Here is a 14,596-nt window from a genome sequence, read left to right on the forward strand (position 1 = left end):
CTAAATAAACATATCCTGCAAAAGTTTCTTTTTTAGTGTTTCTAGCTGAGAAATTTTTTCTTGGTAAGAGTTGATGAGGTTATCGAGGTTTGAGAAATAGGCACCGATGGCTTGTTGTTCCTCATAAGATGGAAATTTTGAAACCACTTTTTCAATAGTTTTTTTAGACAAACTTGGAACACCTGTAGATTCATCAAATTTCTTCCAACGAATTTTTTGAAAAATTAAGAAAAGATAATTCAAGTCATATCCTACCTTACATATAACATAAAATAAAGTATCTACTGTCCAAAAAGGTGCTGATAATAAATATGGTTTATCTATAGTTCCTTTTCTTCCAATACCTATAGCATCCTCATCAGTTAATTTTTCATTTACAGAAAGCATGTAACCACCAGTGCCATATACAGGAATGTCTCCATTCTTTAAATGTTTATAGTCTCTACCAGAATTAATAGTACAAACCTCTGATAAACTCTTCCTTTCCCAGTCCTCTTCAAATCCATCTAAACGAATCTCAGGTACTGTCTGTCCAACTTTTGGAAACATCTTGGAGAGCATGGTCGCCTTGAGAGATTGATAGTTGGCTAGATTGTCCTTGTAGCTAGACAGGAGGTCGTCAAGTGTGCGGAAAAGAGAGCCAATGGCGGATTGTTCTTCAAATGTAGGGAAATCCATCTTAAAGTTTTTCATCTCTGAAGCTAAAATATGCTTAATAGTATTACCAGTAGAAATTAAAGCAAGATCTTTTCTCTTACCGTTAGATTGAAATTGATAATTTAAGAAATGCGGATTTACTTCTTTTTTATAATCAGTAAAAACTATCAGAGCGTGAGCAGCAGTATTATTTAATTCTTCTGGAATAACAGCTGTGTGACCTACATGTCCAGATTGCACCATTACAATATCATTTGTTTTCAACCACTTATCTCTTTGTTTTTCATAAAATTCATCATTTATGAAAATCTGAGAATTATAATTAATTTTGCCATTTTTGACATTATTAGATTCTAAATAAAACTTGCCTTCCTCAACATAATAAGGAGTTGCAGTTCCGACAAAAGCATTTCTTATAGTACCGAAAATATTTATTAATTTTTCTATATCCCATTTATCTTCATAATTTTGAAACCTTATTTTTGGAGTATTACTTTGTTTTTTCATATATCTTATTTTTCCTATACTCATCTAAAATATTTTTAACAACTTTGGTTACTGCTATTTCTTCTTTATCCCATTTACTATGTTGCTCATCTCCTTCATAGTTGTAACCCAAACAAACCTTCTCACTTTCTTTTTTTATTTTTAAAAGAATATCAGTTCTATTTTCTTCAATATATACTTCAATAGCTTTTCTTTCATCATCGCTATAAAATACAGGAATTAAGCTTAAATGTCGTCTCCATGCATCGCCATCCTGATTAAGTAGTTCCTTCAACAAATACATTAGCTTAATCTCGATAGAATCATGCAAATAGTAGTAATAAGTAGAATTTAATTTTATATCTTCAAATCCGTTGGAAATTTTTAAAAAATTAAACTGTGGTTGAACAGACAAACCTCTATACTCATCAATATAATGGGAGGTAAACTCTAATAAGATTGTTTGATGATATCTTAGACGTAAAATTTGCCACGAACTTCTTGCATTAAGATGAATAAGCGCATAAACTGGTGCTCTTAATTCATCGTTTTGTGGATCATCAGTTAAATCAATCGTAAATTCTGGAAAAGGATTATAGTACCATGAAATATTTTCATAAGAGTTCTTCATCTTCACCCAATTCTCTGTATCATCAAGATATGTGATAACTCTCTCTTTCGGAAATGGTATTATACCCAATCTAAACTTAAAAAGTTTTTCAATATCATCTATATTTGCCTGACTATCAATAGCAGTATTCTTAGAACCTTTTCGAACATAAATTTGATTTTCTCTAACTTTACTATATTTTCTAGTTATATAAAATGGAATCTTGTTTGATTTTTTTATAATTAAAACATCTAAATCCCCATCATTTATAGTTCGAAATTCAACTGCCGGAATCATATCTCCAGCCCAAGTTAAATTTTGTAAAAAATCTTGATAATTTTCTTGTGTCCACTTATTCGAAAATTGCTTAACTCCTGTTATCTTAACGGGTTTATCTTGGATTCCCATGATAATGTATGCATCACGATTACTTAAATTATTTGCCATACAAATAATATCATGGAGAAGGTCATTCTTCTTTTTATTTTTTTCTTCTTTACTTTGACCTTCATAGAAATACGGTTTTTCTTTAAAATCCCAATATTCCCCTTCTGTTCCTTGATAAAAGAATTCTCTTACAATATCTTCAATTTCTTGATTCGTTAGCATAAAATCTCCTTTGGCTTTTTGACATTCTAGAAATTCCTTTTCTTCTCAGACCTTTTATTCTAGCATCTTTACTATTTCTAGTTTTTAACACATATAGTTGTACAAAGAAAGAATAAGCTAGAATCGCTTTTTGAACCATTAGATAATTCACAATTTTTTCATCAACTAAACCATGCATAAATAGATTTCTATTTAACGGAAGTGTCTCTTCATCATAGTCTTCTTCTAGGTATTTAAATTTTATAAAGAGATTTATCTGTCTATAACCTTCATCATGATATTCAGAAATATATGCAATTTGAGAAATTACCTCTTTTAAGTAATCGTTATGATTTAAAGAATCCATAAAATTTCTAACCGAATCATGCGAAATTTTAATTTCAGATTGCTTTTTCTCTTGTTCTTGTAGTTGGAGTTCAGCTAGTACATTTTCAATTCTTTCACAACAAAACATGACCATTGTTTTATACATTTTTAACTGTTCGAGATTTTGTAATTGTTCTATCTCTCTGTAAGTTTTAAGAGATTTAGGGACGAAGTCATAAACTGTCCTACCATATTCTTCTTCCCATAATGATAGATATTCCATCAATACAATATTAGCTTCTTTTTGATTTTCTATTTCATATGATCCCATTTCATCAATGAATAATAATGGAGGATAGATATCAAAGTGCAAGAATTGTGCTATTTTTCTTTTATCAAGTTCCTCTAAATCTTTTTTATATTTTTCAAAATCAATCAAAGAAATAGTATTAATTAATGATTTAAACGTGTAGGAATAGGACTCTCTTATCTTATCAATCACTGAAAGCATTGGACTCAAATCTATTTTTGGAATCACTATTTGTGATAATATTTTTGAATACGTATCAGCAATTGGTTTTATAGTCTCGGTGAGAACTGAACTAATTTTTTGAAATTCATCTCTTGCTATTTCTAAATTCAGAAACTCTGATTTTAGTTCTGAAAAGACTTTTTCTGATTCCTTTTTATTTTCTTCCTCACTATACATAAACTTTACCTTTATTACAATAATTTATATACTAAAAAATAATTTAACTTCAGTAACAACTCTAAAGAATTGCTTACTAAAATTATACCACGAAACCACAAAAATCCCCCTTAGAAATCCGCTTCTAAGGGATTGTCTTTATCCTGCTGCTTGGGCTGGTTCTGCTGGTTTGGTCTTTTTATCTTTCTTGCTGTTAGTGATGAGACGGCGCTTGCTATCTCGGATGCTATTGAGTTCCTTGAGGAGTTGAGTCAGGTGTTCCTTTTCAGGGTAGGCTTCTGCACTAGCTGCGGTATAGCGCATAAAGAGGTCGTAGCTGGTTGAAAGTTCGGTACGGAGTTGTCTGGTCTTGCCGACTTCCTTGGCAGACTTAGAAGCACGCGCATTACTTTCCACTTGGTCATATTCCTCTTGAGCATTGACCACCGCCGTCAGCATAGGTGTCAGTCCTAGACTGGTAACTGCCTCGTGATAAGGTGTTTCACTCAGCGTTTTGAGCAGGCTCTTGATTTCTGCCGTCTCTACATCATTGCTGTGCTTAGTGATGTCCTTGTACTTGGCAAAGACTGGTTTCAGAGTTTCATGAGCTTCTTTGAGCTTGGCATCCTTAATCTTCGCAAATCCTCTATGAAGGGTAAAGAGACCGACCAAGGCACTATCACGATTGCGATCAACTTCTGTCAGATTACTAGACTCTTTCGTCTCCACCACTGCAAGTTGAGCTTGAAAATCATCTAGCTTGGTCTTGAAGGGTTCCAAATGTTTGGCATACATGCCCTCGTCCTTGTTTGCCTTAGAAAAAGTTGCCAAACTTTGATGTGTATCCATCATTAGGCTTTCAAACTCACGGTTGGTAAAGTTGCTGTAACTAAGTGGGCGAATAGCGTATGTTTTTGTCATGATGATATCCTTTCTATTTAACAAATCATTTATTATCTTCTTTATCAAATAAAGAGTGGAGTAGATCTGAAAGATGAGGCTCTCTTGGAACAGATTTTACCACACCCACTCTCCTATGTTCTCTTAACATCGAACTGTCCTTTACTTCAAATACTTGAAACAATACAAAGACCAGCAATACAATTCCAAATACAGGAAGTGACCATAGTACACTCTCCTCATCATCTCTAACTTTCTTCATCAATTTTTCTCCTTTAAGTTGATACATCCATTCTAACAGTTTCCAAAACCATTTTAACCCCCATCCGCTCAACTGTCATTATTTCCATCTAAAATGTACTTTTCAGGACAAATCAGATATTCTCAAAATAAAAAATCCCTATCTGACTGGAAACACATACCGTCCATCAGATAGAGACACTTACTATTTTTAGATTTTACCTTTTCTAGCTTTAGAATACATTTAAACTTTAGGAAATACGGCTATTCGAAAGTTCGAAGACCTCAAAACTTTCTCAGATAAGCTATTCGAAACGTAGATTACTTATAAATTTATGGAATTACGCTTATTCTAAACCTAGAATACATGTAAACTTTAGGAAGTGAAACTATTCTAAGTCTCGAAGAGCTATCTTCCAACCCTTAATGGCTCAATGACTTGCTCCACTAGTTGGGTATAGGCTTCTTTGATTTGTTTTTTATAGAGGAGAGGATTGAGGGCATCCGCCACCTCTAGCTTATAGTCCTGATAGCGCTGGCTCTTGGTCAGCTGGCTTTCTCCTAATTGTTTTTTAGCTCCCTTACGGTAATGTTCGACATAGTAACGGAGTTCATCCTCGCCGACATACCAGCGCTTGCTAAATACTTGGATATGTTGCTGGATGACAGCCTCTATCATCTGATCCAAAATATTTGCGATAGACTGACCACGATAGTTTTCTGGATGCTCTTGTACCTCTCTCCACAGTTCAGTGATGATCTGGGCAAGATTGGGATTGGTCTTCTCAAGGCTCTGAATATAGTTATCCACGGCTTCCCTATCTTGAGCGCTTAGGTTCTTTTCTTGACTTTGACCTTGCTCAATCAGGCTTTGGATCAAGGTCAAGATATAGGCATAGTTAATTTCGTCCACTTGGATAGACTCCAGTTCATAGTGGATATCAAGTGGCTCTCCATCGTCATCATCCTCTACTCGGCTTTTTAATTCTGCAAGGACATTGCGATAAAGACCCAGATACCTTTCCAACTTTTCTCCATCAAGTCCTGTCTGACTGTAAAGCTCTTCCTCATCATACTCTTTATACACTCGGATAGAGGCTAGGTATTTATCAAAGGATTGATAGGTTTTAGCTAGTTTCCTCAACTCAGGCGTAGAGATTTGCTCGATTTGGAGTCCTTCCTCAGAATCATCGGTGATGAGATTTTGGAAATCACTGCAACTCCGTAAAAAGTTCCTCTTTTCCTCTTCCCAGCTTGGGGCTAGGACCTCGTTTTCACCACCATTTGAATAGAGCTTGAGGGCATTATCTACTGCTTCCTTAAAGGCTAGAGGCTTTTGGAAGGTGATGATATGACCATAGGTCTTACTGCTATCAAAAATACGGTTGGTTCGGCTAAAGGCCTGGATCAAGTCCTGCGGTTGCATGGGTTTGCGGTCGATAAAGAGAGTTGATAGACAAGGGGCATCAAAGCCTGTTAAGAGACGATTGACCACGATGACTAAGTCCAACTGCTCATTGCGATAGAGGTATTTGTCCTGTTTTCTAGCTAGACGATTATTGACATCCGTATTAAAGCTACGAAGATCCGCCATGGTAAAGTGGGTATCAAACTCTTGGTTGTAATCCTCTAAGACTTGCTTCATGTGGTCTTGATTGGCTCTTGAGTCTTCTTCGTTTTCTGTGACCGAGTAGGTGATAGTCGCCTTTGGAAAGTCAGGAAGGACCTTCTTGACCCTTTCCGATACCTTGACACGTGTCTGACCAGCTTTGACTCGTTTTAGTAGGTCATAGTAGGCTTGGGCTTGAGGGATTGATTTAACGGTCAGGATAGCATTGTAGGTCTTACCAACTCCTTTTTGGAATCCTAGCTGTTGACGGGATTTATTGATAATGGCATCCAAGACTTCCAGCATATGCTCCTCATTCTCATAGACTGTATCTGGTATGTCATTTTCAGATTTATCCGTGATGAGGGTATTGCGATAATCTACCTTAAAACCTAAGACAGCTCCATCATGGATGGCTTCCTTGACTGTATACTCATGGAGACGGTCTCCGTACTGTTGCTGAGTGGTTTGAGCTAGGTCTCCGACCTGCTGGCGTTTATTTTCCTTAAAGATAGGTGTGCCTGTAAAACCATACCAGAGGGACTGAGGGAAAAAGGCCTTAATGTCTTTTTGTGTTTGAGGTGTTACAGCACGGTGGCATTCATCCACAACAAAGGCCACTCGGAGTCCCTTGATTTTGTCCGCATCTCTTTGGTAAAGACCTTGTTCAAACTTACGCATCATGGTGGTGATTTTCTGGATGGTCGTTACCACCACACGCTTATCATTGCTTCCTAGTCGCTTAACCAAATCATGGGTATTATCCGTCTCATCAATATCAATGACATCATTGGTCGCATAAGAGAGAAATGACGAAGTGGTCTGTTGGTCCAAGTCCCTGCGGTCAACGACAAAAATCGTCTTTTGGATAGATGGAATCTGGAGGAGATTCCGAGCTACCTTATAGGAGGTCAGGGTCTTCCCTGAACCTGTCGTATGCCAGACATAGCCTGATGCTTGCTGGCGAGAGGCTTCTTGCACTGCTTCGATGGCATGGATCTGGTAGGGACGCAAGAGGATAAGAGCCTTCTTGCTATCATCAAGGACCGAGTATTGCATGACCATCTGATGAGCACGAGGGATGGAAAGTACTTCGTGGGCAAAGCTGGTCAAGCTCGTTATGGGTTGGTTGTCCTTATCCACCCACTTGGTTAGAAATTGCTTGTTGAGTTTATTTTCCCTAGCGGCAGCGATATAGCGTGTGTCTACTTTATTGGTCACAACAAACATCTGTAAGCTAGAGTAAATGCCACGGAACTTGCCTTCTCTATCATACTTTTTGATTTGATGAAAGGCATCTAGAAAAGCAACTCGGGGACTTTTAAGCTCAATCTGAATCATGGGAAGCCCATTGATCAAGAGGGTCACATCTAGCCTGCGGTCTTGATCCTGAGGATTTATCTTATCTCTCTCGACTTGGTTGACAACCTCATAACTAGACTTACCAGCTGCGATATTGTCTCGCCAAATAACAGATAAACGGATAGTCCCCAAACTAGCATCTTCTCTCTGAACCTCAACCTTGGCAATGCCATTTTCGCCGACCAACCACTTGGCCGCATCATAGTAGCTAACAAAGTTCAGTTGATTCTTTATCTGGCGTTTTTCCTGTTCTGTCAGGGGATGATCTGCCAATAGCGCCACATTGTTCTGGGCTAGCTTTTCAAAAAAGTTTTCCCATAATTGCTCTTCTGTTTTGAGGTCTTCTCTGTATGTCCATTGACTTTCCCCAGTTACCAGTTGGTTGATCAGTTGTTTTTCTATCTCCAGTTCTGGTTTTACCTGCATCATACTCTCTCCTTTGCTACATGTCTGCTCCCTTTATTATAGCATGTTTAGCCTCAAATTCCATCACTCTTTCCATTGTAAAAAGACTCATTCCCCCTTTCTCCTCCAAAATATGGTATAGTAGAGTTATACTATCTATGAGGAGTTCACATGTCACAGGATAAACAAATGAAAGCTGTTTCTCCACTTTTACAGCAAATTATCAACATCTCATCGATTGTCGGTGGGGTTGGGAGTTTGATTTTCTGTATTTGGGCTTATCAGGCTGGGATTTTACAGTCTAAGGAAACCCTCTCTGCCTTTATCCAGCAGGCAGGCATCTGGGGGCCACCTCTCTTTATCTTTTTACAGATTTTACAAACGGTCGTCCCTATCATTCCTGGGGCCTTGACCTCGGTGGCAGGGGTCTTTATTTACGGGCACATCATCGGTACGATCTACAACTATATCGGCATCGTGATTGGCTGTGCCATTATCTTTTATCTGGTGCGCCTCTATGGGGCTGCCTTTGTCCAGTCTGTCGTCAGCAAACGCACCTATGACAAGTATATCGGTTGGTTGGATAAGGGTAATCGTTTTGACCGTTTCTTTATCTTTATGATGATTTGGCCCATTAGTCCAGCTGACTTTCTCTGTATGCTGGCTGCCCTGACCAAGATGAGTTTCAAGCGCTATATGACTATCATCATTCTGACCAAGCCCTTTACCCTCGTGGTTTATACCTACGGTCTAACCTATATTATTGACTTCTTCTGGCAAATGCTTTGACACATAAAAAATCCGTTTGGTTTCCCAAGCGGATTTTGTGCTTTATTTTGAAACTTCTTTTGCAAGTACAAAGTTCCCAAGAGTAGCAGAACCATTTCCTGCGACTGCTGGTGTCACGATGTATTCACGCACATCAGGTACTGGTAGGTAGCCATTAAGAAGAGATGTAAATTTCTCACGGACACGGTCCAGCATGTGTTGTTGAGCCATGACCCCTCCACCAAAGACAATCACGTCTGGGCGGAAAGTCACTGTCGCATTAACCGCAGCTTGAGCGATATAGTAGGCTTGAACATCCCAAACAGGGTTGTTGAGTTCAATGTTTTCCCCACGAACACCTGTACGAGCTTCCAAACTTGGACCAGCTGCATAGCCTTCTAGACATCCCTTATGGAAAGGACAAACACCCTTAAACTCTTTTTCAATGTCCATTGGGTGTCTAGCAACATAGTAGTGACCCATTTCAGGGTGACCCACACCACCGATAAACTCACCACGTTGGATGACACCTGCACCGATACCTGTACCGATTGTGTAGTAAACCAAGTTTTCGATACGGCCACCAGCATTATTACGGGCAACCACTTCACCATAAGCAGAGCTGTTTACGTCTGTAGTGAAGTACATTGGCACGTTTAGGGCGCGACGAAGGGCACCAAGCAAGTCCACATTTGCCCAGTTTGGTTTTGGAGTCGTTGTGATAAAGCCATAAGTTTTTGAGTTTTTATCAATATCAATCGGACCAAATGAACCAACTGCAAGACCAGCAAGGTTATCGAATTTCGAGAAGAACTCGATGGTTTTATCGATTGTTTCGATTGGAGTTGTTGTTGGAAATTGTGTTTTTTCTACAACGTTAAAGTTTTCATCACCGACAGCACAGACAAACTTTGTACCGCCCGCTTCCAAGCTTCCATATAATTTTGTCATGATAAACCTCTTGTTTTTATTTTCTTTATTATAGCATATTTCGAAAGGCTAAATTTCTCTATTTTTTAGATTTTCCTCTGTAAATCTTACCATTCAAGCAAAAACGAACAAACATGTCATTTGTTCGTTTTCATTTTGAGAGGGAATATTGTACTCAATGAAAATCAAAGAGCAAACTAGGAAGCTAGCCGAAGGTTGCTCAAAGCAATGCTTTGAGGTTGTAGATAAGACTGACAAAGTCAGTTACATATATCTACGGCAAGGCGAAGCTGACATGGTTTGAATTTGATTTTCGAAGAGTATTAGATTTTCACTTCAATAACAGCATCCCCCTTAGCAACTGAACCTGTTGCGACTGGAGCTACTGAAGCGTAGTCAGCTGTATTTGTAACGATAACCATTGTTGTATCATCAAGTCCAGCTGCAGCGATTTTGTTTGAGTCAAATGTTCCAAGAACATCGCCAGCTTTAACCTTATCACCTTGGGCAACTTTTGCTTCAAAACCTTCACCATTCATAGATACAGTGTCAATACCAACGTGGATCAAAACTTCAGCACCATCAGTTGTTTTCAAACCAAAAGCGTGTCCTGTTGGAAATGCAATTGAAACTTCAGCATCAGCAGGTGCATAGACCACACCTTGACTTGGTTTCACAGCGATACCTTGTCCCATAGCACCACTTGAAAAAACAGGGTCATTAACATCAGCAAGAGCTACAACATCACCAACGATAGGAGTTACAAGTGTTTCATTTTGAAGAGCTGCTGGAATGTTACCAGTTGTTTCTTCTTGGACCAAACGTTCTGTCTCTACTTCAGTAGCAACTTCTTTTTCATCCTCATAACCAAACATGTAAGTAAGAGCAAAACCAAGTGCAAATGATACAGCTACCATAAGAAGGTATAGTGGAAGTTGTCCATTACCTGCATAAAGCATTGTACCAGGGATGATAGTGATACCACTACCAGTACCAGCAAGTCCAAGGATTGAAGCCAATCCACCACCGATTGCACCAGCAATCAATGAAAGGAAGAATGGTTTACGGAAACGCAAGTTCACCCCGAAGATAGCAGGCTCTGTAATACCGAGGAAGGCAGAAAGAGCAGCTGGGAAAGCAAGTGTTTTCAGTTTTGGATTTTTAGTTTTAACACCAACCGCAACAGTCGCAGCACCTTGGGCTGTCATAGCCGCAGTGATGATCGCGTTGAATGGATTAGCATGGTCAGCAGCAAGCAATTGCACTTCAAGCAAGTTGAAGATGTGGTGCACACCTGACACGACAATCAATTGGTGAACCCCACCAATCAAGAAACCACCAAGACCAAATGGCAAGCCAAGAATTGCTTTTGTAGCGATAAGGATGTAGTTTTCAACAACGTGGAAGACTGGTCCGATAACAAAGAGCCCAAGGATAGACATGACCAAAAGTGTCACGAATGGTGTTACCAAGAGGTCAATGACATCTGGAACAACCTTGCGGACAGCTTTTTCAAATTTAGCTCCGACAACCCCGATGATGAAGGCTGGAAGAACAGAACCTTGCAAACCAACAACAGGGATGAAACCAAAGAAGTTCATAGCTGTTACTTCACCACCTGAAGCGACTGCCCAAGCGTTTGGAAGTGAGCCAGAAACAAGCATCATACCAAGAACGATACCAACGGCAGGATTTCCACCAAATACACGGAAGGTTGACCACACAACCAAACCTGGCAAGATGATAAAGGCTGTATCTGTCAAGATTTGAGTGTAAGTTGCAAAGTCACCTGGAAGTGGCATTTCAAGAGCGTTGAAAAGACCACGCACACCCATAAAGAGACCTGTCGCTACGATAACTGGGATGATTGGAACAAAAACGTCACCGAAAGTACGGATAGCACGTTGGAACCAGTTCCCTTGTTTCGCAGCTTCTGCTTTCATGTCATCTTTAGATGATGTTGGCAAACCAAGCGCAACAACTTCATCGTACATTTTGTTTACTGTACCAGTACCAAAGATGATTTGGTATTGACCTGAGTTAAAGAAAGCACCTTGAACTTTTTCCAAGTTCTCAATCACTTCTTTATTGATTTTTCCTTCATCTTTGACCATGACACGAAGACGAGTCGCACAGTGAGCTACACTGTTGACATTTTCACGTCCGCCCAAGGCATCGATGACTTTTTTTGCAATTTCCTGATTGTTCATTTGCAAAAATCTCCTTATATAAAATTTTGTTATTGTTTGAAAGCGATTTTATTCGCCCTACGACTATTATTTTATCATGTTTTAGAAATATGTCAAGCGTTTTGCAGAAAAAATATTCTATCCACTTAGTAAGCTCGCTTTAGATTGATTGATTTTGACTGTTTTATCAGGTATGACTTGAAAAAATAAGTTTAAAACCTTGATTAAAAAGGATTTAATTTCATTATCTTTCATATTATATTGAAAAGTTGATTGATTTTCTGCTTTTTATTTGTGATAAACGTTTGACAGTTTTTTCTCTTTTTTAACATAAAAGGCTTGCATTTTTTATCGAAAACGGTTACTATTAAAAGTGATAAGATTTTTGGAGGAATGAATGAATGGAATGGACAACTGAGCGTCGTTACAGACTTTATCAAGATTGGACGCAAGAAGAAATTCAACATATAAAGGAAAATATGGCACAATCTCCATGGCATACTCATTACCATGTTGAGCCAAAAACAGGACTTCTCAACGATCCAAATGGCTTTTCCTACTTTGATGGGAAGTGGGTTGTTTTTTATCAAAACTTTCCTTTTGGTGCAGCCCACGGTTTGAAATCTTGGGTGCAGTTGGAAAGTGAGGACTTGGTTCACTTCACAGAAACTGGAGTCAAAGTTTTGCCTGATACTCCATTAGATAGCCACGGTGCCTACTCTGGTTCTGCCATGCAGTTTGGCGATAACTTGTTCCTATTTTATACAGGAAATGTTCGCGATGAAAACTGGATCCGTCACCCTTACCAAATCGGTGCTTTGATGGATAAGGATGGCAAGATTACGAAGATTGACAAGATCTTGATCGACCAGCCAACAGACTCTACTGACCACTTCCGTGATCCGCAAATTTTTAACTTCAAGGGCCAATACTATGCTATCGTCGGTGGACAGGATTTGGAGAAAAAAGGCTTCGTCCGTCTCTACAAGGCTGTAGACAACGACTATACAAACTGGCAAACCGTTGGCAACCTTGACTTTGCTAACGACCGTACTGCCTACATGATGGAATGCCCAAATCTGGTCTTTGTAGGGGAACAACCTGTCCTTCTCTACTGCCCACAAGGATTGGATAAGAAGGTTCTAGACTACGATAATATCTTTCCAAATATGTATAAGATTGGAGCTTCCTTTGATCCTGAAAATGCTAAAATGGTAGATGTATCTCAACTTCAAAACATGGACTATGGTTTCGAAGCCTATGCAACTCAAGCCTTCAACGCTCCTGATGGACGTGCTCTAGCTGTTAGCTGGCTTGGCTTGCCAGATGTTTCTTACCCTTCTGACCGTTTTGACCACCAAGGAACTTTCTCTTTGGTCAAGGAACTCACTATCAAAGACGGCAAACTCTACCAATACCCAGTCGCAGCTATCAAGGACCTTCGTGCTTCTGAAGAAGTCTTCTCAAATCGTGCTCAAACCAAGAACACTTACGAACTTGAACTCAACTTGGAAGCTAATAGCCAGAGCGAGATTGTCTTACTGGCTGATAAAGAAGGCAAGGGACTTTCCATCAACTTTGACCTTGTAAATGGTCAAGTGACAGTAGATCGTAGCCAGGCTGGTGAACAGTATGCCCAAGAATTTGGAACTACACGTTCTTGCCCTATCGAGAATCAGGCTACTACTGCTACAATCTTCATCGATAACTCTGTCTTTGAAATTTTCATCAATAAAGGAGAAAAAGTATTTTCTGGTCGTGTCTTCCCACATGCGGACCAAAATGGGATCCTGATTAAATCTGGAAACCCAACTGGAACTTACTATGAATTAGATTATGGTCGCAAAACTAACTGATGTCGCCAAACTTGCAGGCGTCAGCCCTACTACCGTTTCTCGGGTTATCAATAAAAAAGGGTATTTATCTGAAAAAACAATTCAAAAGGTAAATGAAGCCATGCGAGAATTGGGCTATAAGCCCAACAACCTAGCTCGTAGTCTGCAAGGAAAATCAGCTAAGTTAATCGGCTTGATTTTCCCCAATATTTCTAACGTTTTCTATGCAGAATTGATTGATAAGCTGGAACACCAACTCTTCAAGAATGGTTATAAGACCATCATCTGCAACAGTGAGCACGATTCTGAGAAGGAACGTGAATACATCGAAATGTTGGAAGCCAATCAAGTGGACGGCATCATTTCGGGTAGTCACAACTTGGGAATCGAAGACTACAATCGCGTGACGGCACCAATTATTTCCTTTGACCGAAATCTGTCGCCAGACATTCCTGTCGTTTCCTCTGACAACTATGCTGGTGGAGTTCTAGCAGCCCAGACCTTGGTTAAGACAGGCGCCCAGTCTATCATCATGATTACAGGAAATGACAATTCTAACTCGCCAACTGGACTACGCCACGCTGGCTTTGCATCTGTTCTCCCCAAAGCACCTATTATCAATGTTTCCAGTGACTTTTCTCCTGTCAGAAAAGAAATGGAAATCAAGAATATCTTGACTCGACAAAAGCCAGATGCCATTTTTGCTTCAGATGATTTGACAGCTATTCTGGTCATTAAAATCGCTCAAGAATTGGGCATTTCTGTCCCAGAAGAGCTCAAGGTCATCGGCTATGATGGGACCTACTTTATTGAGAATTACTATCCTCAACTGGCTACTATTAAACAACCCTTGGAAGAGATTGCCTGCCTCACTGTTGACCTCCTCTTGCAGAAGATTGAAGGCAAGGAAGTTGCCACAACAGGTTACTTCTTACCAGTTACTCTTTTACCGGGAAAAAGTATTTAAACACAAAAAAACTCAGACCGATTCGTCTGAGTTTT

General features: G+C 39.3%; 11 protein-coding genes. 3 read left to right on the top strand and 8 right to left on the bottom strand.

Annotated elements, in window-relative coordinates; all coding sequences use genetic code 11:
* From N8L39_RS08000 to N8L39_RS08025, 6 genes are all read right to left on the bottom strand, one after another.
* On the bottom strand, nucleotides 1-1,164 hold the full coding sequence (locus N8L39_RS08000; RefSeq protein ID WP_261010615.1) for a restriction endonuclease subunit S: 1,164 nt from the start codon (nucleotides 1,162-1,164) through the stop codon (nucleotides 1-3).
* Nucleotides 1,148-2,362 carry an RNA-binding domain-containing protein gene (locus N8L39_RS08005; protein WP_261010614.1) on the bottom strand — a complete coding sequence of 405 codons (1,215 nt, stop codon included), beginning with the start codon at nucleotides 2,360-2,362 and terminating at the stop codon, nucleotides 1,148-1,150. Before N8L39_RS08005 ends, N8L39_RS08000 begins: the two co-directional genes overlap by 17 nt.
* Nucleotides 2,340-3,377: a hypothetical protein gene (locus tag N8L39_RS08010; protein ID WP_261010613.1), complete on the bottom strand. Its 1,038-nt coding sequence runs from the start codon at nucleotides 3,375-3,377 to the stop codon at nucleotides 2,340-2,342. The genes N8L39_RS08005 and N8L39_RS08010 overlap by 23 nt, the downstream gene beginning before the upstream one ends.
* A 138-nt stretch (nucleotides 3,378-3,515) precedes the next feature.
* A complete protein-coding gene (locus N8L39_RS08015) occupies nucleotides 3,516-4,277 on the bottom strand; it encodes a DUF6261 family protein (protein WP_261010612.1) in 762 nt (253 codons plus the stop codon).
* A 25-nt stretch (nucleotides 4,278-4,302) separates the two neighbouring features.
* The gene (locus N8L39_RS08020; protein WP_261010611.1) at nucleotides 4,303-4,518 is read right to left on the bottom strand and encodes a hypothetical protein; all 216 of its coding nucleotides are present in this window, start codon (nucleotides 4,516-4,518) and stop codon (nucleotides 4,303-4,305) included.
* 387 nt (nucleotides 4,519-4,905) lie between these two features.
* Nucleotides 4,906-7,896, bottom strand: coding sequence for a type I restriction endonuclease subunit R (locus N8L39_RS08025; protein WP_261010610.1), 2,991 nt, complete (start codon nucleotides 7,894-7,896; stop codon nucleotides 4,906-4,908).
* 147 nt (nucleotides 7,897-8,043) lie between these two features.
* Between N8L39_RS08025 and N8L39_RS08030 the strand changes: the two genes are divergently transcribed.
* Nucleotides 8,044-8,661 (top strand): TVP38/TMEM64 family protein, encoded by a 618-nt coding sequence (locus N8L39_RS08030; protein WP_000076163.1) that lies wholly within the window; start codon nucleotides 8,044-8,046, stop codon nucleotides 8,659-8,661.
* Between the two features lie 42 nt (nucleotides 8,662-8,703).
* Here the strand turns inward: N8L39_RS08030 and scrK are convergent, their stop codons facing one another.
* The gene (gene scrK / locus N8L39_RS08035) at nucleotides 8,704-9,591 is read right to left on the bottom strand and encodes a fructokinase ScrK (protein WP_000164311.1); all 888 of its coding nucleotides are present in this window, start codon (nucleotides 9,589-9,591) and stop codon (nucleotides 8,704-8,706) included.
* A 302-nt stretch (nucleotides 9,592-9,893) separates the two neighbouring features.
* On the bottom strand, nucleotides 9,894-11,780 hold the full coding sequence (locus N8L39_RS08040) for a sucrose-specific PTS transporter subunit IIBC (protein ID WP_261010609.1): 1,887 nt from the start codon (nucleotides 11,778-11,780) through the stop codon (nucleotides 9,894-9,896).
* 380 nt (nucleotides 11,781-12,160) lie between these two features.
* On the opposite strand from N8L39_RS08040, the gene N8L39_RS08045 reads away from it, so the two are divergent.
* Entirely contained in the window at nucleotides 12,161-13,615 is a 1,455-nt protein-coding gene (locus N8L39_RS08045; RefSeq protein ID WP_261010608.1) for a glycoside hydrolase family 32 protein, read from the top strand.
* Entirely contained in the window at nucleotides 13,596-14,561 is a 966-nt protein-coding gene (locus N8L39_RS08050) for a LacI family DNA-binding transcriptional regulator (RefSeq protein ID WP_000226009.1), read from the top strand. The genes N8L39_RS08045 and N8L39_RS08050 overlap by 20 nt, the downstream gene beginning before the upstream one ends.
* The last annotated feature ends 35 nt before the right edge of the window (nucleotides 14,562-14,596 follow it).

It is taken from the genome of Streptococcus mitis, assembly GCF_946190285.1.
GTDB classification, from domain to species: Bacteria; Bacillota; Bacilli; order Lactobacillales; family Streptococcaceae; genus Streptococcus; species Streptococcus mitis_CP.

What these genes read in the sequence shown, in the direction of transcription:
- N8L39_RS08020 (WP_261010611.1), bottom strand. Translation starts at nt 4,518, where the DNA reads ATGAAGAAAGTTAGAGATGATGAGGAGAGTGTACTATGGTCACTTCCT.
- N8L39_RS08005 (WP_261010614.1), bottom strand. Translation starts at nt 2,362, where the DNA reads ATGCTAACGAATCAAGAAATTGAAGATATTGTAAGAGAATTCTTTTAT.
- N8L39_RS08030 (WP_000076163.1), top strand. Translation starts at nt 8,044, where the DNA reads ATGTCACAGGATAAACAAATGAAAGCTGTTTCTCCACTTTTACAGCAA.
- scrK (WP_000164311.1), bottom strand. Translation starts at nt 9,591, where the DNA reads ATGACAAAATTATATGGAAGCTTGGAAGCGGGCGGTACAAAGTTTGTC.
- N8L39_RS08015 (WP_261010612.1), bottom strand. Translation starts at nt 4,277, where the DNA reads ATGACAAAAACATACGCTATTCGCCCACTTAGTTACAGCAACTTTACC.
- N8L39_RS08040 (WP_261010609.1), bottom strand. Translation starts at nt 11,780, where the DNA reads ATGAACAATCAGGAAATTGCAAAAAAAGTCATCGATGCCTTGGGCGGA.
- N8L39_RS08000 (WP_261010615.1), bottom strand. Translation starts at nt 1,164, where the DNA reads ATGAAAAAACAAAGTAATACTCCAAAAATAAGGTTTCAAAATTATGAA.
- N8L39_RS08010 (WP_261010613.1), bottom strand. Translation starts at nt 3,377, where the DNA reads ATGTATAGTGAGGAAGAAAATAAAAAGGAATCAGAAAAAGTCTTTTCA.
- N8L39_RS08050 (WP_000226009.1), top strand. Translation starts at nt 13,596, where the DNA reads ATGGTCGCAAAACTAACTGATGTCGCCAAACTTGCAGGCGTCAGCCCT.
- N8L39_RS08025 (WP_261010610.1), bottom strand. Translation starts at nt 7,896, where the DNA reads ATGATGCAGGTAAAACCAGAACTGGAGATAGAAAAACAACTGATCAAC.
- N8L39_RS08045 (WP_261010608.1), top strand. Translation starts at nt 12,161, where the DNA reads ATGGAATGGACAACTGAGCGTCGTTACAGACTTTATCAAGATTGGACG.